General features: G+C 69.6%; 20 protein-coding genes. 10 read left to right on the top strand and 10 right to left on the bottom strand.

Annotation, left to right across the window (positions count from 1 at the left end):
* Window positions 1-165 precede the first annotated feature (165 nt).
* From ACIPC1_RS09325 to ACIPC1_RS09310, 4 genes are all read left to right on the top strand, one after another.
* Window positions 166-1,641: an ABC transporter permease gene (locus ACIPC1_RS09325; protein ID WP_402514782.1), complete on the top strand. Its 1,476-nt coding sequence runs from the start codon at window positions 166-168 to the stop codon at window positions 1,639-1,641.
* Between the two features lie 64 nt (window positions 1,642-1,705).
* Complete coding sequence (locus ACIPC1_RS09320; RefSeq protein ID WP_402514780.1) at window positions 1,706-2,389, top strand: ABC transporter ATP-binding protein; 684 nt, start codon at window positions 1,706-1,708, stop codon at window positions 2,387-2,389.
* Window positions 2,390-2,652: 263 nt separating this feature from the next.
* The gene (locus ACIPC1_RS09315) at window positions 2,653-5,895 is read left to right on the top strand and encodes a S8 family serine peptidase (RefSeq protein WP_402514891.1); all 3,243 of its coding nucleotides are present in this window, start codon (window positions 2,653-2,655) and stop codon (window positions 5,893-5,895) included.
* A gap of 81 nt (window positions 5,896-5,976) precedes the next feature.
* On the top strand, window positions 5,977-6,747 hold the full coding sequence (locus ACIPC1_RS09310) for a group II truncated hemoglobin (RefSeq protein WP_402514777.1): 771 nt from the start codon (window positions 5,977-5,979) through the stop codon (window positions 6,745-6,747).
* Between the two features lie 166 nt (window positions 6,748-6,913).
* On the opposite strand, the gene ACIPC1_RS09305 is transcribed toward ACIPC1_RS09310, so the two are convergent.
* Entirely contained in the window at window positions 6,914-7,828 is a 915-nt protein-coding gene (locus ACIPC1_RS09305; RefSeq protein WP_402514774.1) for a helix-turn-helix domain-containing protein, read from the bottom strand.
* 199 nt (window positions 7,829-8,027) lie between these two features.
* Here ACIPC1_RS09305 and ACIPC1_RS09300 point away from each other — a divergent pair, with 199 nt between their 5' ends.
* The gene (locus ACIPC1_RS09300; protein ID WP_402514772.1) at window positions 8,028-9,068 is read left to right on the top strand and encodes an NAD(P)-dependent alcohol dehydrogenase; all 1,041 of its coding nucleotides are present in this window, start codon (window positions 8,028-8,030) and stop codon (window positions 9,066-9,068) included.
* Window positions 9,069-9,119: 51 nt separating this feature from the next.
* On the opposite strand, the gene ACIPC1_RS09295 is transcribed toward ACIPC1_RS09300, so the two are convergent.
* The 7 genes from ACIPC1_RS09295 to ACIPC1_RS09265 all read right to left on the bottom strand — a co-directional run bounded on the left by ACIPC1_RS09295 (window position 9,120) and on the right by ACIPC1_RS09265 (window position 15,542).
* Complete coding sequence (locus ACIPC1_RS09295) at window positions 9,120-10,169, bottom strand: FecCD family ABC transporter permease (protein WP_402514770.1); 1,050 nt, start codon at window positions 10,167-10,169, stop codon at window positions 9,120-9,122.
* The gene (locus ACIPC1_RS09290; protein WP_402514767.1) at window positions 10,166-11,230 is read right to left on the bottom strand and encodes a FecCD family ABC transporter permease; all 1,065 of its coding nucleotides are present in this window, start codon (window positions 11,228-11,230) and stop codon (window positions 10,166-10,168) included. Before ACIPC1_RS09290 ends, ACIPC1_RS09295 begins: the two co-directional genes overlap by 4 nt.
* Window positions 11,227-12,279 (bottom strand): ABC transporter substrate-binding protein, encoded by a 1,053-nt coding sequence (locus ACIPC1_RS09285; RefSeq protein ID WP_402514764.1) that lies wholly within the window; start codon window positions 12,277-12,279, stop codon window positions 11,227-11,229. The genes ACIPC1_RS09290 and ACIPC1_RS09285 overlap by 4 nt, the downstream gene beginning before the upstream one ends.
* Window positions 12,280-12,378: 99 nt before the next feature.
* Window positions 12,379-12,792 carry a hypothetical protein gene (locus ACIPC1_RS09280; protein WP_402514762.1) on the bottom strand — a complete coding sequence of 138 codons (414 nt, stop codon included), beginning with the start codon at window positions 12,790-12,792 and terminating at the stop codon, window positions 12,379-12,381.
* 386 nt (window positions 12,793-13,178) lie between these two features.
* Window positions 13,179-13,895: a SecDF P1 head subdomain-containing protein gene (locus ACIPC1_RS09275; RefSeq protein ID WP_402514759.1), complete on the bottom strand. Its 717-nt coding sequence runs from the start codon at window positions 13,893-13,895 to the stop codon at window positions 13,179-13,181.
* The gene (locus tag ACIPC1_RS09270) at window positions 13,892-14,449 is read right to left on the bottom strand and encodes a SigE family RNA polymerase sigma factor (protein ID WP_402514757.1); all 558 of its coding nucleotides are present in this window, start codon (window positions 14,447-14,449) and stop codon (window positions 13,892-13,894) included. Before ACIPC1_RS09270 ends, ACIPC1_RS09275 begins: the two co-directional genes overlap by 4 nt.
* Before the next feature lie 319 nt (window positions 14,450-14,768).
* Window positions 14,769-15,542, bottom strand: a complete 774-nt coding sequence (locus tag ACIPC1_RS09265) for a FadR/GntR family transcriptional regulator (RefSeq protein ID WP_402514754.1) — start codon at window positions 15,540-15,542, stop codon at window positions 14,769-14,771.
* Between the two features lie 79 nt (window positions 15,543-15,621).
* Here ACIPC1_RS09265 and ACIPC1_RS09260 point away from each other — a divergent pair, with 79 nt between their 5' ends.
* Entirely contained in the window at window positions 15,622-16,494 is an 873-nt protein-coding gene (locus tag ACIPC1_RS09260) for a carbon-nitrogen hydrolase family protein (protein WP_402514752.1), read from the top strand.
* A gap of 48 nt (window positions 16,495-16,542) precedes the next feature.
* Window positions 16,543-17,937, top strand: a complete 1,395-nt coding sequence (locus tag ACIPC1_RS09255; RefSeq protein ID WP_402514749.1) for an APC family permease — start codon at window positions 16,543-16,545, stop codon at window positions 17,935-17,937.
* Window positions 17,938-18,087: 150 nt separating this feature from the next.
* On the opposite strand, the gene ACIPC1_RS09250 is transcribed toward ACIPC1_RS09255, so the two are convergent.
* Window positions 18,088-18,465, bottom strand: a complete 378-nt coding sequence (locus ACIPC1_RS09250) for a winged helix-turn-helix transcriptional regulator (RefSeq protein ID WP_402514747.1) — start codon at window positions 18,463-18,465, stop codon at window positions 18,088-18,090.
* A gap of 121 nt (window positions 18,466-18,586) precedes the next feature.
* On the opposite strand from ACIPC1_RS09250, the gene ACIPC1_RS09245 reads away from it, so the two are divergent.
* The 3 genes from ACIPC1_RS09245 (at window position 18,587) to msrA (ending at window position 22,125) form a co-directional block, all read left to right on the top strand.
* Entirely contained in the window at window positions 18,587-19,312 is a 726-nt protein-coding gene (locus ACIPC1_RS09245; RefSeq protein WP_402514744.1) for an NADPH-dependent F420 reductase, read from the top strand.
* A gap of 311 nt (window positions 19,313-19,623) precedes the next feature.
* On the top strand, window positions 19,624-21,351 hold the full coding sequence (locus ACIPC1_RS09240) for a discoidin domain-containing protein (RefSeq protein ID WP_402514742.1): 1,728 nt from the start codon (window positions 19,624-19,626) through the stop codon (window positions 21,349-21,351).
* 261 nt (window positions 21,352-21,612) lie between these two features.
* Window positions 21,613-22,125, top strand: coding sequence for a peptide-methionine (S)-S-oxide reductase MsrA (gene msrA / locus ACIPC1_RS09235; RefSeq protein WP_384386242.1), 513 nt, complete (start codon window positions 21,613-21,615; stop codon window positions 22,123-22,125).
* 223 nt (window positions 22,126-22,348) lie between these two features.
* Here msrA and ACIPC1_RS09230 read toward each other — a convergent pair whose 3' ends face one another.
* Window positions 22,349-22,942 carry a DUF4291 domain-containing protein gene (locus ACIPC1_RS09230; RefSeq protein ID WP_402514740.1) on the bottom strand — a complete coding sequence of 198 codons (594 nt, stop codon included), beginning with the start codon at window positions 22,940-22,942 and terminating at the stop codon, window positions 22,349-22,351.
* Window positions 22,943-22,983 lie beyond the last annotated feature (41 nt).

The raw sequence follows: 22,983 nt of genomic DNA, 5'->3' as shown, positions 1-22,983 counted from the left end.
CTTCATTCGAAGGCCCGCGCCCGCCTGGGTGCGGGCCTTCGTGCTGGGCTCCCGCACAGGCTTGCTCGGTGGCGCACAGGTGAAATCGTGCTCCGCCACAGCCTTCTCATCATTCTCTTATCTCGGCCTTATGCCTTCATCACGAGCCGTACCTAGCTTTCGGCCATGTTCTTCACCTACCTGAGGCGCGAACTGCGCCGCCGCAGAAAGGCGGCCCTCGTCGTCGCCTCCGGGCTCGCCCTGGGCATCGCCCTGGTCATCGTGGTCAGCTCCGTGTCCTCGGGCATGGAGAAGGCCCAGGGCAAGGTCCTCCAGTCGCTGTACGGACTGGGTACGGACATGACGGTCACCAAGGCCGCCGCGGCCCAGACGGACACCAGCCAGCGCCCGCGCTTCAACTTCGACGCGAACGACGGCGGCTCCGAGCAGAGCAGCGACCGTGTGATGGTCCAGGGCTTCCAGACCCTGGCCTCCAGCACCGTCACCAAGGTCGACTCCCAGGCGGGCGTCGCGGACTCCGTCGGAGGGCTGAGCCTCCAGGTCATCAAGGTCAACGGCCAGTTCCAGCAGGGCCAGTTCCAGCAGGACGAGGGCGCGTCGGCCGCCCCGGGCGGCCGTGGGGGCGGCACCGGTGCGCCGCAGGGCCGTGTCGAGGGTGGTGGCGCCGAGTTCGACGTCAACCAGTACACCGTCTACGGCACCGACGTCACCAAGCCGGAGCTCGGCCCGCTGACCTCCTCGAAGATCACCAGCGGCCGTACGTTCACGACGTCCGAGACGGATGCCAAGGTCGTCGTCGTCGACGCGGCGTACGCCAAGGAGAAGAAGCTCGCCCTCAACGGCACGGTCACCATCAAGAGCGTCAAGTACAAGGTCATCGGCATAGCGACGCCCGACAGCGGTGACGCGGCGGCCAACCTGTACATCCCGCTCAAGCAGGCGCAGACGCTCAGCGACTCCAAGGACAAGGTCACCACGATCTACGTCAAGGCGTCCGACTCGCAGCAGATCGACAGCGTCAAGAGCACCATCCAGAAGAACATCTCGGGTACGACGGTCACCACCTCCGCCGACCTCGCGAGCACCGTCTCCGGTTCCCTGTCGACCGCCTCCGACCTCGCCTCGAACGTGGGCAAGTGGCTGTCCATCGCGGTGCTCATCGCCGCGTTCCTGGTCGCCGGCCTGCTCACCTCCTCGGCCGTCTCCCGGCGTGTGCGCGAGTTCGGCACCCTGAAGGCGCTCGGCTGGAAGTCGGGCCGGGTGACCCGCCAGGTGGTCGGTGAGGCCATCGTCAACGGTCTGGTCGGCGGCGTGCTCGGTATCGCACTCGGCCTCGCGGGCGCGTTCGTCGTGACCGAGATCAGCCCCACCCTCCAGGCGGAGGTGGGGAGTTCGGGCGGTGCGGCGGCCGGTCCCGGCGGCGGTGGCGGCTTCGGGGGCGGCGGTGGTGGTGGTGGCTTCGGCGCCGCCCGGCAGACCGCGTCCCAGGCCCTCGACGTCGCACTCACCGCTCCTGTCAGCGTCAACACCATCGTCGTCGCGGTCGTCCTCGCCGTCGCCGGCGGTCTGATCGCCGGCGCCTTCGGTGGCTGGCGTGCCTCCCGGCTGCGTCCCGCGGACGCGCTGCGCCGCGTCGAGTAGTCCGGCCCCCGCACGGCTCACGCTCTCGCGGCCAACCCCCTTACGTACAACCAGGAGTTGTTCCATGTACGAACTCAGAGGCGTCATCAAGCGCTATGCGCGGGGCAAGGACACGATCAACGCCCTCGCCGGTGTCGACCTGACCATCGCGGACGGCGACCGGCTGGTCATCCAGGGCCCCACCGGAGGCGGAAAGTCCACCCTTCTCCAGATGCTCGGCGGGCTCGACCGGCCCACCGAGGGCAGCGTCGAGCTCGACGGCATTGACATGGCGAAGCTGTCCGAGGCGAAGCTCACCAAGGTGCGTGCCGAGAACATCGGTTTCGTCTTCCAGAGCTTCAACCTGATTCCCACGCTCACCGCGCAGGAGAACGTGGAGACCGCTCTCGTACCCCTCGGGGTGAAGGCGAAGGAGCGGCGGCAGCGGGCCGCCGACGCACTGGCGTCGGTGGGCCTGGATGAGCGGCTCGGGCATCTGCCCGCCGAGCTGTCCGGCGGTCAGCAGCAGCGCGTCGCGATCGCCCGCGCGCTGGTCAAGCAGCCGAAGGTACTGCTCGCCGACGAACCGACCGGCAACCTCGACGAGTCGATGCGCGACGAGATCATGGACGTACTGGAAACCATGTGGAAGGAGCACGGGCTCACTTTCATCATGGTCACGCACGACTCCTCTATCGCGAAAAAGGCCCCGCGAGTTGCGACGATCCGCAAGGGCAAGCTAACCGTCAAGGAGAACGCGGGGGCGTAGAGGAGCACAGAAGAGGGGCTTCGGGAGTGCGGCGGAAGATGGCGGTCAACTTCCCACCTGTGTCCCGCTATTGAGAAGCCGATCACCCCCCGGGCATACTTACGTATTCCGGGGGGTGCGCGTATGCGCGTGCGGAACTTCCTCCGGCCGGATGAATGGGGATTCGTCCGGATCTCATCTCAGGGGGAGTTTTGCGCAGACAAGTGAAAAAAGCGTGCCTGGCGACGGTCGCCACGGCGGCCGCTGTGGCCCTGGCGGCGGGAATGACCACCCCGGCGTCGGCGGAGTACGCGAGTGGCACAACTGCCACGGGGCATTCCAAGCAGGCCGCGCTCACGGCCAAGCACTACATCACGCTGATCACCGGTGACCGGGTGGCCGTCGACGCCAAGGGCCGTGTCGTCGGCGTCGAGCGTGCCAAGGGCCGCGAGAACATGCCCGTCCGGACCCGCGAGGCCGACGGCCACACCTTCGTGGTGCCGGCCGACGCGCAGCGTCTGATAGCCACCGGCAAGATCGACCAGCGGCTCTTCGACGTCACCGAGCTGAACACGGCGGCGTCCCTCAAGTCCCAGAAGCAGGGACTGAAGGTGATCGTCGGCTACAAGGGCACGGCGACGGCGGCCAAGGGCGACGTCCGTGACGCGGGCACCGTCCGCAGGACCCTCAAGTCCCTGAACGCGGACGCCGTGCTGACGCCCGAGCAGGACGCCACCGAGCTGTGGGACGCGGTCACCGAGGACGGCGGCACCGCTTCCGGCGTCGCGAACGTCTGGCTGGACGGCGTGCGCGAGGTCAGCCTCGACAAGTCCGTACCGCAGATCGGCGCTCCCAAGGCGTGGGCCGCCGGTTACGACGGCACGGGCGTCAAGATCGCCGTCCTGGACACCGGAGTCGACGCGACCCACCCGGACCTCGCGGGCCAGGTGGCCGAGTCCAAGAACTTCTCCACCTCGCCCGACGCGACCGACAAGTACGGCCACGGCACGCATGTCGCGTCGATCGCGGCCGGCACGGGCGCCAAGTCGAACGGCAAGTACAAGGGTGTCGCGCCCGGCGCGAAGATCCTCAACGGCAAGGTCCTCAGCGACCAGGGCTACGGCGAGGACTCCGGCATCCTCGCCGGCATGGAGTGGGCGGCCGAGCAGGGCGCCGACATCGTGAACCTCAGCCTGGGCGGCGGGGACACCCCCGAGATCGACCCGCTCGAGGCCGAGGTCAACAAGCTGTCCGAGGAGAAGGGCATCCTCTTCGCCATCGCCGCCGGCAACGACGGCCCCGGCGAGCAGACCGTCGGCTCCCCGGGCAGCGCGGCCGACGCGCTGACCGTCGGCGCCGTGGACGGCAGCGACAAGCTGGCGTCCTTCTCCAGCCGCGGCCCCGGCCTGGACGGTGCGATCAAGCCGGAGGTCACGGCCCCCGGCGTGGACATCACGGCGGCCTCGGCCGCGGGCAGCGTCATAGCCAAGGAGGTCGGCGAGAACCCGGCCGGCTACGTGACCATCTCGGGTACGTCGATGGCGACCCCGCATGTCGCGGGCGCGGCGGCGATCCTCAAGCAGCAGCACCCGGACTGGACGTTCACCGAGCTCAAGGGTGCGCTGACCGGCTCCGCGAAGGGCGGCGCGTACACGCCGTTCCAGCAGGGTTCGGGCCGGATCCAGGTCGACAAGGCCATCCAGCAGACCGTGATCGCCGAGACCTCGTCGGTGAGCTTCGGCATCCAGCAGTGGCCGCACACCGACGACACCCCGGTGACCAAGCAGGTCACCTACCGCAACTTCGGCACGGCCGACGTCACCCTGAACCTCGCGGCGACGGCGACCAACCCGAGCGGCCAGGCGGCTCCGGCGGGCTTCTTCACGCTCGGCGCGAAGACGGTCACCGTCCCGGCGGGCGGCACGGCCTCCGTCGACCTGACGGTCAACACGAAGCTGGGCGGCACCACGGACGGCGGCTACTCGTCGTACGTGACGGCGACCGGTGGCGGCCAGACCGTGCGCACGGCGGCGGCGGTGCAGCGCGAGGTGGAGTCCTACGACGTCACCGTGAACTACCTCACGCGCGCCGGTGAGCAGCCCATCCACCTCACCGACCTGTGGGCCTACTCGGGTCTGGCCAACGGGCGGGACTTCTACCGTGAGGGCACCGGCGCCACCGACACCGTCCGGGTGCCCAAGGGCACGTACATCCTGGACACCATCCTCGTGAAGGACCTCGTCACGATCGAGGGCGGCCTGGACTGGCTGGTCCAGCCCAAGCTGAGCGTCACCAAGAACACCACGGTGACGATCGACCAGCGCACCGCCAAGAGCGCCGACATCACGGTGCCTGATGCGGCGGCGAAGCAGCTCTCCGCAGGCGTCTCCTACTCGTACGACGCTGCCGGCGTCGGTACGGGCATCGGCGTGGGCTCCTTCGCGGACCTGCGGGTGGCGCACGTCGGCCCGGCGATCACCTCCGGTCTCAACCAGAGCTGGTCCGGCACCTGGGTCAAGGGCGCCGCCACCGAATACGACATCTTCACCGGCGGCAAGGTCACCAAGCTCCAGGGCGTCAAGACCAAGCACTACAAGGCGAGCGAACTCGCCACGGTGAAGGCGAACCTGGGGGCCTCGGTCTCCGGCAAGACGGGTGCGGTCGCCGCCTACGGAGAGCTGCCCAACGACTTCTCCTTCGGCGTCGCGGTCGAGCAGAAGCTGCCGGGCACGCGCACGCTCCACGTGTCCACCGGGGACAAGGTCAAGTGGGGTCTCGACTTCGCGCAGTACGGGCCCGTCGGCGCGGACGGCTACCCGAGCGTCGAGGCCTACTACACCCTGGGCGACCCGCTGACCTTCGCGGCGGGCAAGACCTACTCGAGGACCTTCAACACCGCGGTCTTCGGCCCGAAGCTCAGCAGTCTGTACGGCGTCTACCGCAGCGGCGACTACCTCTACGGCTACCTGCCGATGTTCGCCGATGGTGCGGGTCACGCCGGTGATTCGCTCTACACCTCGGTCAAGACGACCCTCTACCGCAACGGCACCAAGATCGCCGCGAACGCCGATCCGCTGGACGGCAGAGGCGAGTTCAAGGTGCCGGCGGCGGACTCGCTGTACCAGCTGTCCACCTCCATCACACGTTCCTCGAAGGTGGCCACGGCCGCCACGAAGATCAACGCGAGCTGGACGTTCCGCTCGAAGAAGGTCGCCGACGCGAAGCTGCCGCTCTCGACGGCCCGCTTCGGCGCCTCCGTCGGCCTGGACGGCCGTGTCACGGCCGGCAAGAAGGTGACCATCCCGGTCATCGTCCAGGGCTCGGCCGCCGGCAGCAACCTCAAGTCCCTTTCCGTGTCCGTCAGTTACGACGGCGGCAAGAAGTGGACCAAGGTCACCGTCAAGAGCGGCAAGGTCACCTTCAAGAACCCGGCGAAGGGCAAGGGCATCTCGCTCCACGCGACGATCACCGACAAGAAGGGCAACAAGTCGGCCGTCTCGATCTACAACGCGTACTACGGCAAGTGAGCCCGTACGTGAAGTGAGCCCACAGCGAACGGCCCGTCGGAGGGAGAGCCTCCGGCGGGCCGTCCGTGTTTGTGTGGGGGCATGACTGTTCAGACCGTCGAGTACATCCGGTACCGCATCCCCGAGCAGCAGTCGGCGGAGTTCCTCGCCGCCTACACCCGGGCAGCCGCCCATCTCGCGGCGGCGCCCGAGTGCGTCGACTACGAACTGGCGCGCTGCGAGGAGGACTTCGAGCACTTCGTCCTGCGCATCACCTGGACGTCGACCGAGGCCCACGAGGAGGGCTTCCGCAAGTCGGAGCTCTTCGCCGACTTCCTCGCCGAGATCCGCCCCTACGTCTCCAGCATCGAGGAGATGCGTCACTACAAGCCGACGGCGGTACGGGGCACGGGCGCGGCCGTGCCCACGCTGTACGCCTGGGCGGGCGGCGCCGAGGCCTTCACCCGCCTCACCGAGGTCTTCTACGAGAAGGTCCTCAAGGACGAGGTCCTGGCGCCGGTGTTCGCCGACCTGGCCCCCGAACACGCGGCGCATGTCGCGCTCTGGCTCGGGGAGGTCTTCGGAGGCCCCGCCGCCTACTCCGAGACGCAGGGCGGCCACGGGCACATGGTCGCCAAGCACCTGGGCAAGGGCATCACCGAGGTCCAGCGCCGCCGCTGGGTCAACCTCCTCCAGGACGCCGCCGACGACGCGGGCCTGCCGACCGATGCCGAGTTCCGCTCGGCGTTCGTCGCGTATGCGGAGTGGGGGACGCGGCTGGCCGTCTACTTCTCCAGCCCCGACGCGGTGGCTCCCGGGGAACAGCCGGTGCCGCGGTGGGGGTGGGGGACGGTGACGCCGTATCGGGGGTGACGGGGGTGGGTTTTTCGCCCCCTCCGCCCCTGCCCATTCCCGTCCCTTGGGGGCTCCGCCCCCCAAACCCCCGCTCCTCAAACGCCGGAGGGGCTGACCCCCCAGGAACAAGGGACGGGCAGGGGCGGAGGGGGCGAGCCGCATCCTTCAGCGGCTCCGCCGCGGGCTACGGCGGTGACCCCGCCCCGGCACGGGTCGCGTCCCGCCCCCAGCTGGCCAGCAATCGGAGCGCCTCCTCGGAGGCCGACCCGGGCTCCGCGTGATACGTGACCAGCACCTGCTCACTGTCACCGGCCAACTGGAAGGACTCGTACTGGAGGGAGAGGTCCCCCACCAGGGGATGACGGAGCCGCTTCACCCCGTGGGCCTTCTCCTTGACATCGTGTGTGGCCCACAGCCGCCGGAAGTCCTCGCTCTTCACGGAGAGCTCACCGACCAGCGCGGACAGCCGAGGATCGTCGGGATGACAGCCCGCGTCCATGCGCAGCAGACAGACGATGTCGATCGCCTTCTGCTCCCACTCCACGAACAGATCCTGGTACTCGGGCCGGAGGAACACCATCCGCGCCCAGTTCCGCTCCTGCGCCGGCAACTCCGCCCAGTCGCCGAACACGGCCGCGGCCATCCGGTTCCACACGAGGACGTCGGAACGCCGCCCGGTGATGTACGCCGGCACCCCGTCCAAGGTGTCGAGCAGCTGCCGCAAGGCACCCCGCACCTGCTGCGGCCGGGCCCCCTGCTTCTTCTTGTGCTGCTTGGGCTTCGCGAGGTGGGTGAGATGCGCGTGCTCGGCGTCCGTGAGCCGCAGGGCGCGGGCGATCGCGTCGAGTACCTCCGACGACACGTTCCGCCCGTTGCCCTGCTCAAGGCGCGTGTAGTACGCCACCGACACCCCGGCCAGCTGCGCCAGCTCCTCGCGGCGCAGCCCCGGCACCCGCCGGTGCCGTCCGAAGTCAGGCATCCCCACGTCCTCCGGCTTCAGCCGGGCTCGGCGCGTGCGCAGGAACTCGCTGAGCTCGGCGCGCTGGTCCAGCGGCTGCCCCGCCGCGCCCGCGGGCTGCTGAGAAGGCTGTGGGTCCATGCCTCCAGTATTCACGGTCCATTCCCGGTCGTACGCGCAGGAGGCTGACCCCGCCAGTAGTAGGACCAGCGAACGTACGTAAGGCGGTGACCTGGGTGAATGTCGCGCGAGCGGGCACGCTGGACGACGTACCCGGTCAGAAGGTCAGCAAGGTCAGAAGGCAGCCGGGTACACGACCACTCCTTAGGAGAACCCCGGCATGACCACTGTTGCTGCGTACGCCGTCCCCGCCCCCAAGGCGCCGTTGGAGCGCACCACCATCGAACGCCGCGAGGTCGGCGAGTTCGACGTCCTGATCGACATCAAGTTCGCCGGTATCTGTCACTCGGACATCCACCAGGCCCGCGAGGGCTGGGGCGAGGGCATCTTCCCGATGGTCCCGGGCCACGAGATCGCCGGCATCGTCACCGAGGTCGGCCCCGGCGTCACCAGGTTCCAGGTGGGCGACCGCGCGGGCGTCGGCTGCATGGTCGACTCCTGCCGCGAGTGCGAGAACTGCAAGGCGGGCCTGGAGCAGTACTGCGTCAAGGGCAACATCCAGACGTACAACGCCATCGGTGTGGACGGCACGCCCACCTACGGCGGCTACTCCACGCACATCGTCGTCGACGAGAACTACACCGTCCGCGTCCCCGACGGCATCTCCCTCGACGAGGCCGCACCGCTGCTCTGCGCCGGCATCACCACGTACTCCCCGCTCAAGCACTGGAACGCCGGTCCCGGCAAGAAGGTCGCCGTCCTCGGCCTGGGCGGCCTCGGCCACATGGGCGTCAAGATCGCGCACGCGCTCGGCGCCGAGGTGACCGTCCTCTCGCAGTCGCTCCGCAAGAAGGACGACGGCCTGAAGCTGGGCGCCGACCACTACTACGCGACCAGCGATTCGAAGACCTTCGAGGAGCTGGCCGGCACCTTCGACATCATCCTGTCGACGGTCTCCGCTCCGCTGGACTTCGGCGCGTACCTCTCCCTGCTGAAGACGGACGGCGCTCTGGTGAACGTCGGCGCCCCGGAGGAGCCGATCTCCCTCAACCTGTTCTCCCTGCTCTCGGGCCGCAAGACCCTCGCCGGCTCCGGCATCGGCGGCATCCAGGAGACCCAGGAGATGCTCGACTTCTGCGCCGAGCACGGCCTGGGCGCCGAGATCGAGGTGATCACCGCCTCCGAGATCAACGAGGCGTACGAGCGGGTCCTCGCGAGCGACGTCCGCTACCGCTTCGTGATCGACACGGCCACGATCTAGCCAGGCCTGCGGTAGGCCGCTGAACCCGGGTCCGGTTCTCCGGGCCCGGGGTCAGCGCCTGCCCGAACGCCCCAGCAGCCACAGCAGATACGGCCCTCCGACCAGGGACGTGAGCGCCCCCACCGGGATCTCCAGCGGCGGCAGCAGCGTACGGGCCACGAGATCCGCGGCGACCACGATGACCGCTCCCGTCAACCCGGAGGCGACGAGCGGCAGTTGAGGTGTGCGGGTGATGCGGCGGGCCAACTGCGGCCCGGTGAGGGCGACGAAACCGATCGGGCCCGCCGCACCCGTCGCGACCGCGGCCAGCACCACGCCCAGGAAGGTCAGCCCGAGTTGGGTGCGGTGCACGCGCACGCCGAGCGCGGCGGCCGTCTCGGGGTCCAGGCCGAGTGGCCGCAGCGCCCGGTTCGCCCACACCAGCGCGGGCAGCGAGAGGAGCAGGACCCAGCCGAGCGGCCCCGCCTGCTCCCAGCCGCGCCCGTTCAGGCTGCCGGTCAGCCACAGCTTGAGCGCTTCGGCCTGGGAGAGTTCGCTCTCGGTCAGATACAGCTGTACGACGGCCGAGAGCGCCACCCCGATCCCGACTCCCGTCAGCACGAACCGACTTGGCTGCATCCCGTGCCGCCAGGCCAGCACGTACACCAGCGCGGCGGCCACCAGACCGCCGGTGACGGCGACGGCGGGGAGCGCGCCCGGTGAGGCGACGGTTCCGGTGGCGAGCGCCAGGACGGTCGCGGCGGCGGCGCCGTGCCCGACGCCGATCACGTCCGGGCTGGCGAGCGGGTTGCGCGTGACGGTCTGCACGAGCGCTCCGGACAGCCCGAGCGCGGTGCCGACCAGCGCGCCGAGCACGATCCGCGGGACGCGCAGCTCACCGACGATCAGCTCGTACGGGCCACCCTGACCACGCAGCACCCGCCAGACCTCACCCGGCGGAATGTACGTCTGCCCGACGCACGCCGACAGCAGCATCACGCCCGCGAGGACCAGGACGAGTGCGCAGACGACGGCTGCCGAGCGCCGGTGCAGGAGGACGGAGAGGCCGCGGTGGCGGACGGCGGAGAGGCCCGCTGACTGGGGGTAAGTGCCGGTGCTCATCCGCCCACCGACTTCCGGCGTACGAGCACGATCAGTACGGGTACGCCCACGAGCGCGGTCATCACGCCGGCCGGGACCTCAGCTGGGGCGCGGACCACACGTCCTGCCACATCCGCCGCGAGCAGCAGGGCGGCGCCGAGAAGGGCGGACAGCGGGAGGGTCCAGCGGTGGCCGCCGGAGACGAGGCGTCGGGCGAGGTGGGGTACGGCGAGGCCGATGAAGGCGATCGGCCCGGCGGCGGCGACCGCGGCCGCGGTGAGCACGGTCGCGCCGAGCGCCGCACACCCTCGTACCAGCGCGACCCGGTGGCCCAGCGCCCGCGCCGTGTCGTCGCCGAGCGCGAGCGCGTCCAGGCCGCGGGCACAGGCAAGGACCAGGAGCGCGCCGGCGATCAGGAAGGGCAGCATCCGCCCGACGGTCCCCGCGTCCCGTCCGCTGAGCGCGCCCACCTGCCAGAACCGGAACTGGTCGAGGGTCGCCGAACTCGACGTCAGGACAACGGTGGTGGCCCCCGCCGTCATCGCGGACAGCGCGGTTCCGGCGAGCGCCAGCTTCACCGGCGAGGCGCCACCGCGCCCGCGCGAGGCGATGGCGTACACGACACAGGCGGCGGCGACGGCCCCGGCGAAGGCGTACCAGACGTAGCCGGAGAAGCCGTTCGCCCGGCCGAGCGCGATCGCGAACACGACGCCCGCCGCCGCGCCCTGGCTCAGTCCGAGGATCCCCGGATCGGCGAGCGGATTGCGGGTGACCGCCTGTAGCGCCGCCCCCGCGAGCCCCAGCGCCGCCCCCGCCGTCAGCCCGATCGCGGTCCGCGGCACCCGCAGCGACCGTACGACCAGCGCGTCCGGTGAACCCCCGCCGTGCACCAGGGCGTCGAGGACCGTGGACAGGGGGACGGGGCGGGTGCCGACGGCGAGACTGAGCGCGACGGCGGTGACCGTGAGGAGGAGGGCGGCGGTGAGCCAGGCGGTGCGCCTGACGGCCGTACGCCTGCCGACCGTGTGCCCGGCGGCCGTGCGCCCGCCGGCCGTCGTACGGCTGGTCGCTTGCCGGTTCACTTGCCGATGGTGTCCGTGAGCTGCTTGATGACGAGCCGCGCGGCGGTCGGACCGGCGTTGAGGTACCAGGGGTCGTCGTCCACCTTCACCGCCCGGCCCGCCTCGACGGCCTTCATCGACTTCCACAGCGGTCCGGCGAGCACGCTGCCCGCGTCGGTCTTGGACGCGTCGCCCTGTACGGAGTAGAAGATCCAGTCGCCGTCCGCGGTGTCGATGCTCTCCGCGCCGATGTCCTGCGAAATCGCCTTGAACTGCTGCGACTTGGGCCGGCCGAGCCCCATGTCGACGGCGATCGACCCGGTGAAGGAGGACACCCCGAACATCCGCGTACGGTCCGGCGTGAACCGCAGCATCGACACGGCCGGGTCGCCGAGGCTCTTGCCACTGGTGGCGGCGTCGTCCGCGATGTCGTCGAGCAGCTTCTGCGCCTGCTCGCCCTTGCCGACCGCGTCGCCGACGAGCAGCAGGTCCCGCTTCCAGTTGATGCCGTTGCCGGCCGTGACGACGGTCGGCGCGATCTTCGACAGCTTCGGGTACAGGTCACCGAGCGAGTCGTTGAGCAGGATCAGGTCGGGCTTGGCGGCGGCCAGCGTCTCCAGGTTCGGTGCCTGGCGGGTGCCCGCGTCGGTCATCTCCGCGAGCTGCTTCTTGTCCGCGGGGAAGGCGTCCGCCAGGTAGTCCGGGACGAGCCCGGCGTTGTCGGCGCGCGTCGTGACCGTCGGGACGATCCCAAGGGACAACAGGTCGTCCAGCTGTCCGGTGCTGAGCACGGCGATCTTCTCGGGCTCGGTCTTGATCTCCGTCCTGCCCTCGAAGTGCCCGACCGTCCGGGGGAACTCGCCGTCCTTGGCGCTCCCGGCGCCCATACCGGCTTCGACGGCGCTGGGGGCCACGGAGGGTCCCGCGGAGGCGCCGGCCACGAGATTGCGGTCCGAGTCGGAGGAGGCGCTCCCGCTCTGGGAGGAGGCCTCATCGCTGGATGAGCATCCGGCCAACAGCCCGCCGACGACGGCAACGGCCAGTACGGCCTTTGATCCCCAGGTGCGCACAGCGACTCCGATCGATGAATTAGGTAAGGCTTACCTTAAGCTCCCTTGTCGGGGTGGTCGGAACCGGGGGCCCAGCCAGAGCAACGTCGGAGACCGGCGTCAGGGCGCGTAGTAGGCGGCGTAGAGGGCTGAGCGGCTTTCGACGCTGAAGTCCTCGAAGTCGTCGGCCGCTTCGCATCGGAGCAGTTGTTGCAGCGCCGCTTCGGCTTCGGGCAGGTGCTGACTCGACAGGTACGCCTTGGTCGTGGCCAGGCCGCTGCCGCACAGCAACTGGACGTCGATCGAGCAGTGCGCGTCCATGCTGGCGGACTTCGCCTGCCAGATGAGGAGGATGTCTTCGAGCGTTCCGGCGTTGAACAGCTGTACGCAGCACAACTTCATCAACGCCGTGTCGCCATCTCCCTGAGCGCGCCCCTCCAACCGGGTTTGTACGGTGAGCAGAGCTCGTACTTCGTCGAGGTTCGCCCCGACGGGGTGCAGGCCGTACTGGCGCAAGCTGTCGTCTTCATCCATGGCCGTGCCTTCCTGTGGGAGAGCAGGACTCGGTCATTCGGCCAGGCCGGCGTGACGACATCCAGAGTCCAACCGTCCGCGGTAGTGGTGTGAGGCCCGCCGCCGAAAAGCCCTGCTGTCCTCTTCGGCCACTTCGTCACGGCGCCATGATCCACGCCTTGGGACTCGACCAACAGATTTCATGAACGGTGCAGCGTTCAGGCAGGTGCCCTTGTCACCTGTGAACGCCGCTTGATGACCCACGCCAAGACCAAGACTCGTTCACGGTCCTCTTCGCCGGACGTGGCCGGAGCAGTCGTAGGAAGCCGGGTCTGTTCTGTGACGTGGGGGATTCCGGGGTTGTGTGACCTGTACCGGCTATCAGTGCAGGTCACGGCGTATGCCGGTCAACTACCGGGATTCAGCCGGAGGGCGAGGTCGTGGGCGGTGGCGCTGGTGAGTTCCCCGGCGAAGGCCCCGACGATTTCGAGTCGACCGCCGGTGAGCGAGGCGGCCACGTAGGGATTGCCCCAGAGCTTGCCGTCGATGACGATGGCGATTCCGTTGAGCGGGGACGGTTTCGAGGCGAGGGAGCCCGTGAGGGCGGCGAAACGGGTCCGGTCGGCGGAGTTGAGGGTCACCTCGACCAGCCAGGCGCCCTCGACGCTGCTTTCGGAGGCCTTCGCGGAGGCTGCACGGACGTCGGTCATGCCGCCGGCCCGGTCGGCTTGGATGCAGAGCCCCGGGTGGCTCTCGCTCGCCTCCACGGTGTAGCCGCCGCTGCCTGGGGCGCAGGCGTGCTCCGTGGACGAGGTGACCGGAAGGATGGAGAGCAAAACCCCCTTCTCGGTGTTCCCCGTGCCCTCTGCGGCGGGCTGAACGCGGTGCGTCTGCTGGGTCGCGCCGTCCGGGATGGTCACCCAAGCGGTGGCGATCACCACGGCGGCGGCGATGCCGACCCCGGCGCGGGCCAGCCGCTGCCGCCGCCGGGCGACCCGCAAGGCGCCGTCGGCCAGGCCGACCAGATAGGGACCGGCGGCATTGCCCCCGCCCTGCTGGACATGGGTGTGCAAGGCATCGTGCAGCAACGTTTCGTGCAGCGGGTGTTCGGTCGAGTCGGTCATGCGATGACGCCCCTTCCGGAGACTGTGGAGGAGGAGGTGGCCGACGGCGCTGCCTCGGCCAAGGCGCTGCGGAGAGTGGCGAGGGCCTTGTGGGTCTGGCTGCGGACCGTCCCCTGGGCGACGCCCAGAATCGCGGCGATCTCGGCGTCCGGCTGGTCCTCGAAGTAGCGCAGCACGATCACCGCGCGCTGGCGCTTGGGCAGTCGCCGCAGCGCGGCCATGATGTCCTGCCGCTGGACCACGGTTTCGGCCCAGTCACCGCCGCCGACCTGCCCGGACGGCTGCTCCGGCAGGGTGTCGGTGACCGTCTCCCGTCCCCAGCTGAGCAGTCGGAAGCGGTCCACCTGAGCGTGGTAGATCGCCCGGCGTACATAGGTCTCCGGCTGCTGCCGGTCCCGCAGCTTCGACCAACGCCGAGCGGTGGAGGCAAGCGCGGTCTGGAGCAGGTCACGGCCCTGCTCCCAGTCCCCGGTCAGCAGATAGGCCGTGTGCAGCAGCGATTTCGACCGCGCCGCCACGAACTCGCGGAACTCACGTTCCTCGTCGGCGTTCAATGTGCCCTCCCTCGTTCCCCCGTAAAGAACGGGTGCGGAACGGAGTTCGACTGCCTTGCCGGTCAGACTTTTTCGACCACGATGCTGCCAGGCCCCTCGTGCGGTACGTCGTGGCGGTTCATGCGGCCTGGTCCTGTCGCGCGATCACGACCGACCCTCCCCGCTCTCCTCCTACCGGCCCCGAAGCTGTGACCCGGACCCGTTGGGGCGCTCTCGGCCAGCACGCCACGGGGTCCGTCCGCACCGTTCCCGCGGCTCCGCCCGCCAGTCCCCGGACCCGCTGGGGATCTGTCGGTGGCCGGTGTCGCGGGGGCCGTCCTCACCGCTCCGCGGCTCCGCCCGCCAGTCCGATGAACATCGTGCGGTGCAGTGTCCGAACGTGCCGGCACGCGATGTCCGCCGCCAGTGCGGCGTCGCCCGCGCGCACCGCCTCCACCAGCGCCCGGTGCTCTTCGTTGGACTCGCGCAGGGCGGCTAGGGGATAGGGGAGGTAGTACTCGTAGAGCTTGCGCAGGACGGTGCCGTAGGTCTCCACGGTCGAGTCGAGGCCGGCGGCGCCGGCCAGGGCGAGATGGAACCGTTCGTCGCAGGAGTGGAACTCCGCCCAGCTCTCCGCCTCGTCCATGGCGGCGACGAGCCGCTGGAGCTCATCAAGGGCGGCGGCGGTCGCGCCGCGGGCCGCGAGATGAGCGATCCCGCACTCCATGACGACTCGTTCGTCGATCAGGCGGTGCACCTCGGAGGTCTGACCGCGATACACCTCGGCCGCGTCGACCGCCTCCCGTGTCGGCTGCTCGGCCACCAGGGTGCCGCCGTTGCGGCCACGCCTGCGCTCCAGGACGCCGTCCGCGCACAGGGAGCTGAGCGCGCGGCGCACGGTGATCTCTCCGACGTCGAGCGCCCGGGCAATGGCACCGGTCGGCGGCAGCCGCTCCCCGGGGGAGAGCAGTCCGAGATCGACCGCCATGGCGATGCGGGCGCGCACCGTGTCCAGCGCCGTCAGCCGTCGAATGCCGTTCAGCTTGGGCGAGTTGAGAGAGAGAACGGTCTCCTCGGCACGGGCCGGTGCGGATTCGTTCGGGGTGCCAGCCATGCGCTCAAGGTAGCGGCCAGTTAAATCGCTCATAATGAGACCATTGTATAAGAGCTCATCTTGAGTTAATTTCCTGCGTATGTCCCGACCCCTCCCCGTCGCTCTGGTCCAGGCCCCTCCCCGCCTGGCCACGGACCCCCTGTCCGGATTCGCCGAAGACGTCGAGGGAGTGCTGGCGCGCTTCCCGCAGACCCGGCTGATCGCCTACCCGGAGCTGCACCTGTGCGGCGTCGACGGCCCGGCCGCCGAATCGGAGAGCCGGTTGCAGGCCGCGGCGGAGCCTCTCGACGGCCCGCGCGTGAAGCTGCTGGCCGAGCTCGCGGGTGATCTGGGCATCTGGCTGTTCCCGGGCACCGTGTGCGAGCGCGGTGCGACCGGCGAGCTCTTCAACACCGCCCTCGCCTTCTCACCGCAAGGGCACCTCGCCGCGCACTACCGCAAGATCTTCCCGTGGCGGCCCTACGAGCCGTACGCCGCCGGTGACCGCTTCGTCGTCCTGGACCTCCCGGAAGCCGGCCGCATCGGTTTCGCGATCTGCTACGACGCCTGGTTCCCGGAAGTGGCCCGTCACCTGGCCTGGATGGGAGCCGAGGTGATCGTCAATCCGGTCATGACCACCTCGTCGGACCGCGCCCAGGAACTCGTCATCGCCCAGGCCAACGCCATCGTCAACCAGGTCTACGTCGTCAGCGTCAACACCGCGGGCCCGATCGGCACCGGGCGCAGCCTGGTTGTCGATCCCGAGGGGCGCATCCGTGTCCAGGCGTCCGACTCCGGGCCGACCGTGCTGACCGACGTCCTCGACCTGGACGACGTCACGCGGGTACGCGCCTTCGGCACCGCCGGCCTCAACCGCATGTGGGACCACTTCACCGACACCGACGCCCCCATCGACCTGCCGCTCTACGACGGCCGCCTGGACCCCCGCCGCTGGCGGCCCGCGGACCACTGATCCGCTCCCCCCGGCGCCTCCTCCCCGTCCCCAGGCACAAGGAACACCATGTCCCCACCCACTCCCACCCCTGCTCCCACCCTCACCCGCAGCCTGACCCTGAGATCCGTCGTGGTCTTCGGGCTGGCCTATATGGCCCCGATCATCGTGCTGGGCACCTATGGCGTCGTCGCCGACACCACCCACGGCGCCGTACCGACGGCCTACCTGCTGGCGCTGGGCGCCATGCTCTTCACCGCGCACAGCTACGGAAAGATGGCCGCGGCCCACCCCGTCGCCGGGTCGGCCTACACCTATGTGCGGCGCTCCATCGACTCCAGGGTCGGGTTCCTCGTCGGCTGGGCGACTCTGCTGGACTACTTCTTCCTGCCCATGGTCATCTGGCTGATCGGCGGGGCCTATCTTCAGGCCGAGTACCCCTCAGTGCCGTTCTGGGTGTGGATCATCGCGTTCATCACGATCACCACCGCGCTCAACATCAGAGGCATCAAGACCGCGGAGCGCGTGAACGACCTGCTGATGGTCTTCCAGGTCCTGGTCGTCCTGATCTTCGCTCTGCTGTGCCTGCGGCATGTCTTCCAGGACCAGGGAGCGTCGGGACTCGTCAGCGCCACACCGTTCGCCAATCAGGCGACCACCCTCGCGGGAGTCTCTTCCGGCGCCGCCCTCGCCGCCTATTCCTTCCTCGGATTCGACGCGGTCACCACGCTGACCGAGGAGACCGTCCAGCCGCAGCGCACCATTCCCCGCGCCATCCTGCTCATCGCCGTGATCGGCGGCGGCATCTTCGTCGCGGTCGCCTACGCCACGCAACTGGCGCACCCCGGGTACGCGTTCACCGATCCCAGCTCCGCCGCGTTCGAGATCGCGAAGGAGATCGGCGGCGACCTGTTCTCCTCCTTGTTCCTGGCCGGCCTGGTCGTCGCACAGTTCGCCTCCGGAATCGCCGCGCAGGCAAGCACCTCGCGGCTGCTCTATGCGATGGGCCGCGACTCGGTACTGCCCCGGAAGATCTTCGGGCGGATCCACCCCAAGTACCACACCCCTGCCCTGAACATCCTCCTGGCGGGTGCGGTAGGCCTGATCGCGCTGCGCATGAATGTCGCCACGTCCACGTCCTTCATCAACTTCGGTGCCTTCACCGCCTTCACCTTCGTCAATCTCTCCGTCATCGCCACCTACGTCCGCGAGCGCCGTAAAGGCCACCGCCCCGCCCTGTGGTCCTACGTCCTGCTTCCCGCCGTCGGTGCCCTCGTCGACCTGTGGCTGCTGGTCCACCTCGACAGCAAGGCCCGTACCCTCGGCCTCATCTGGCTGGCCATCGGGATCTGCTACCTCGCCTACCTCACCAAGGGCTTCCGCAAAGCCCCACCGGAAATGACCTTCGACGAAGAACCGACCCCGGCATCGGAGCCACAGCCGACCGGCCGGCAAGCACAGTGACGGCGCTCCACACGGCACTGAGCTGCCCAGCGGTGTAGGGGGCCATGGCTGCTCCCATGGGCGCGACCGTCCACTCGTCCGCGTACCGTCGTACGGCCCACCGGGCGGCCCGAGTTGCAGGGAGCGAGCCGTACGGCGATGAGCAGTACGTCATCCGGGCGTCCGTGCCGCGCTCTCCTGGGCTTCGAGGAGCTCGTCACCGTGCTCGACGGCCCAGTGTCCGAGTGCCGTCATCGGGCCCTCGACGAGACTCCGGCCCAGACTGGTCAGGCCGTACTCGACACGAGGGGGCGCCTCGGCATGTGCGTGACGGTCGATCAGACCGGCGGCGAGCAGGCGGTGCAGGGTGTCGGTCAGCACCTTGTCGCTGATGCCGCCGATCGCGGCGCGCAGCGCGCGGCGTCGGCGCGGTCCCGTGCGAAGAGCCGCCAGCACAACGGGATCCCAGGTGTGGGCGAAGAGATCGGTGGCCGCACGCAGACGGCAATCGGCGACCAACTCGTAGCAGTGGGTTTCGGGATCAGTCATCTCGCCGCCCATCGTCGCGCGTTGGTCACGCACTGATCGGTGCGTAACGCCTTCCCTACCGTAACTGCCCTACTGGCTACGGCCTGCCATGGCCTGCTACGGCGCGAGAGAGGCAGCAACGATGCGCATCGGAATTCTGGGAACAGGGACACTGGCGGCGGCCCTGGGCGAGGGCTGGGCACGTGCAGGTCACGAGGTGCTGATCGGCGGGCGGTCGCAGGTCAGGGCGGAGAAGCTTGCCGAGCGGCTGGGCCACGGAGTGCTCGCCGTCGCGCCGCGTGAGGCGGTCACCGGGCGCGATGCGGTGCTGCTCGCGGTGTCATGGGACGGCGTCGAGGACATGCTGCGACTGGCCGGCGCGTCCGACGGTCTGCTTGAGGGGACGCCGTTGATCGATCCCACGAACGCTGTCGCGCATGGCGTCGGTGCTCTGCTCACCCAACCCGGTGAGCCGATGGCGAGGCGGATCGCCGAGCTCGCTCCGGGGGCCCACGTCGTGAAGGCGTTCCACCTCTTTCCCGCCGATCAGTGGACGAGCCAGTGGACGAGCCAGTGGACGAGCCAGTGGACGGGGCAGCGGGCGGGGCAGCGGGCGGCGCGGCGGACGAGCCCTCCCGGTGCTGCCGGGTCTCGCGTGACCGTCGCGATGTGCGGCGACGATACGGCGGCACTGCGCATCGTCGGCGAACTGGTGCGCGGCGTCGGCGGGACACCGGCGACCCTCGGGGCGCTGGATCGCGTCCACCAGTTGGAAGAGGTGGCGGGATTTGTCATCGGGCTGGCGTTCGCAGGATTCGACCCCAACTCCGCGATTCCGCGCGTTCCTTCGTCGCCTGCGGTGGACTGACCTGGCGTCCAGCCGATCCGTCGTCGACCGACAGCAAGTCGAGGCGGCGGTCGCGTTCTCCGGGGGGTTGTGCCCGTTCTATTGACATGGACCCGACGTGAGGAACACGCTCCTGAGAGCGCTCTCACCTCCACCCATAGGGACGCCGCCTGACGGAGCAGCGCCAAGTGGCCGCCCCTCGCCCCCCACGAGGGGAAGGAGCACGGATGTCCATCAAAGGCACGCGCTTGCACCTGTTTTCGAGCCGAAGAGGCAGGCGGCGAACGGGCGTTGGCATACTCGCAGCGGTATCGGCCGTCGCGACGGTCGCGTTGGCCGGTGCGCCCGCCGCCCAGGGAGCCTCCAGTCAGGGAGCCTCCGCTCAGCCCCCGGCGACGGCCATCGCGGCACAGCCCGCCGCGGCGGCCGCCCCCGCGGCCGTACCGACCGCACCCGCCGGATTCACCACCACGTGGAGCGACGACTTCACCGGCGCCGCCAACACCGGTCTGGACACCGGGACGTGGCGCTACGACGTGGGCGAGGGCTGGACCTTCGGCACCGGTGAGGTCGAGACGATGACCAACAGCACGGCCAACGTCTACCAGGACGGCAGCGGCCATCTGGTGCTCAAGGCCCTGCACACGGGCACCGACCCGGTAGCCGGCTGGACCTCGGGCCGGGTCGAGACGCAGGCCGACGGCTTCGGCGCGCTGCCCGGCGGCGCGGTGCGGATGCAGGCCTCCATCCAGCAGCCGAACGTCAGCACGTCCAACGGCCTCGGGTACTGGCCCGCGTTCTGGATGCTGGGCTCCCCGCTGCGGGTCGGAACGGTCTGGCCCGGCTCCGGCGAGATCGACATCATGGAGGACATCAACGGCCGCAGCTCCACGTTCGGCACCCTGCACTGCGGCACCGCTCCGGGCGGCCCGTGCAACGAGAACACCGGCGTCGGCAGCGGCGAACGCGCCTGCTCCGGCTGCCAGACCGGGTACCACACGTACGCCGTGGAGATCGACCGCTCGACCTCTCCCGAGCAGATCCGCTGGTATCTCGACGGCGCCCTCTCCTACACGCTCAGCTCCAACCAGGTCGACGCCACCGCCTGGTCCAACGCGGTCGACCACAGTTTCTTCATCATCTTCGACCTGGCCATCGGCGGCGCCTTCCCCGCCGCGTACGGCGGCGGCCCCACCGCGGCCACCGTGTCCGGCGGTTCGCTGAACATCGACTACGTGGCCGTCTACAACAAGGCGCCGGCCGGCACCACGGGCACCAACATCGCCCAGGGCAAGCCCACCACGGCGTCGACGGCGGAGAGCGCGTCGTTCTCGGCGGCCAATGCCACCGACGGCAACATCAGCACCCGTTGGTCGAGCACGTTCAGCGACCCGCAGTGGCTCCAGGTCGACCTCGGCGCCACCTACACCCTCACCCACGCCTCGGTGATCTGGGAGGCGGCGGCCGCATCGGCCTACCAGATACAAACGTCCACGAACGGCACTACGTGGACCACGATCTACTCCAACAACAACAGTCCCCAACTCCTCCAGGACACCGCGCTGTCGGGCTCCGGGAGATACGTGAGGATCTACGCCACGGCCAGAAACTCGACCTACGGCGCCTCTCTCTACGAGTTCCGGCTCTACGGCTCGACGTCCGGCGGGGGTACCGGCACGCTCCTGTCGCAGGGCAGGACGGCCACCGCCTTGTCCTCGGAGAACACCAGCTTCACCGCTCCGATGGCGGTCGACGGCAACACCGGCACCCGCTGGTCCAGCGCGTTCAGTGACCCGCAGTGGCTGCAGGTGGACCTCGGCGCCACCCACACCATCAGCTCGGTGGGGCTCAACTGGGAGGGCGCGTACGGCACGGCGTACCAGATCCAGACCTCGGCCGACGGGACGACCTGGACCACCGTCTACTCGACCACGGCGGGCAGCGGCGGCAACCAGACACTGACCGCCACCGGCTCCGGGCGGTATGTGCGGATGTACGGAACCGCGCGCGCCACCCAGTACGGCTACTCGCTCTGGGAGTTCCAGGTCTACGGCACCTGATCGCGCCCCGACTCGGTGGCGCGCCCTCGCGGACGCCCTGGTACCCGCCGACGTACCAGGGCGTCTGCCCCGTCCGCCCTACCGGCATTCCGTCCCGCAGAACCAGGCCGGTGCACCCTCCCGGCGGCCGACCGCAGGGCCTGCCCGGGCGGGCGCGGAATCGCTCGGAACCCTCACGCGTTGAGGGGAGTGGGTGAGATGCCGGTGGTGCGTGAGCCGAGCAGCCCGAGTGACCGAGCTGACAGATATTGGAGGGCCGCAATGGCTGCGCAGACGCAGAGGGCCGTGCTGGCGGGCGGATGCTTCTGGGGGATGCAGGACCTGATTCGCCGGCTCCCGGGCGTTACGGCGACCCGGGTCGGATACTCCGGGGGTGACGTGCCGAACGCGACGTACCGTAACCACGGCACGCACGCGGAGTCCATCGAGATCCTTTTCGACCCCGAGAAGACCGACTACCGAGCGATCCTGGAGTTCTTCTTCCAGATCCACGACCCGAGCACCAAGAACCGCCAGGGCAACGACATCGGCCTCAGCTACCGCTCGGCGATCTACTACGTGGACGACGAGCAGAAGCGGATCGCCGAGGACACGATCGCGGATGTGGACGCCTCCGGACTCTGGCCGAACAAGGTCGTCACCGAGGTAGAGCCGGTCGGCCCCTTCTGGGAGGCCGAGCCCGAGCACCAGGACTACCTGGAGCGCTACCCGGACGGCTACACCTGCCACTTCCCGCGCCCCGGCTGGCGGCTCCCCACCCGCACGGCGGGCTGACCCCGCAAGGCGGCCCGGCGGGGCACGGAGTCTGACTGACCGAACCTCCGCAGCCGGTCCGGGCCGCCCCTGCACCTGACCGGCGTTGCTGCTTCTCCCTCAGCGACCGCCCGGCCGACTGGACAGCCAGCCGGTGTGCGGACCGCGCAGCCGGCGACGGGAGGACCCGACGGACGCCGCTCCCTCCAGAAGGCCGCCAGGAGAGCGGGGGCTACGGCGAGACTCATCCCAGGAGGTGGGCAAGAGGTTCCTCTCCAGCGGGATAAGGGCGTTCCTGGGGCAGCAGCCGGGTGGCGGAGTCCAGGTCGCCGCCGCTGACGAGAGCGTGGATCTCGTGGGCGAGGGGAGTGACGTCGCGGATGGCGACCGTCCACTCGTCGGCGTAGCGTCGTACGGCCTCGCCGGAGAGACCCACTTGCAAGGACCGGTACGGCAGGGGCTGGAGGTGCAGGTCCCGCTCGGGGTCCCACTGCACGCGAGCGGGCGCACGCCTCAGCTGACGCTGCCAGGTGGCTCGGTCCGGGTGCACCCCGCGGACGTAGCTCGACAGACACGCGTGCCGCAGTGCCCACTCGAAGCCGTCACGGCGGATCTCGACAGCGAGGACGGTCTCCTGCCCCGCTTTCGCGCCCCAGCCACAGCGGTACATCATCCACAGGAACGACGGCTTGATCCATGTCATCCTGTCCCGCTTCCACCCGCCGGGAAAACGGCCCTCGCGGACCGCGGGCAGGCCGATCTCCGGCGAGTACGCCTGGTAGACGGTGATCGTGGATTCGGCGTAGGTAGCACGGATCCCGCGTTGGGGTTCTTCCATGGCTTGCAGCGTGGGGCCGGCCCGGTCAGAAGGCTACTGAA

Origin of the sequence: Streptomyces sp. NPDC087263, from assembly GCF_044744645.1 — a bacterium.
In the GTDB taxonomy this organism is placed as follows: domain Bacteria; phylum Actinomycetota; class Actinomycetes; order Streptomycetales; family Streptomycetaceae; genus Streptomyces.
This window is presented reverse-complemented; position numbering and strand designations above follow the sequence as displayed.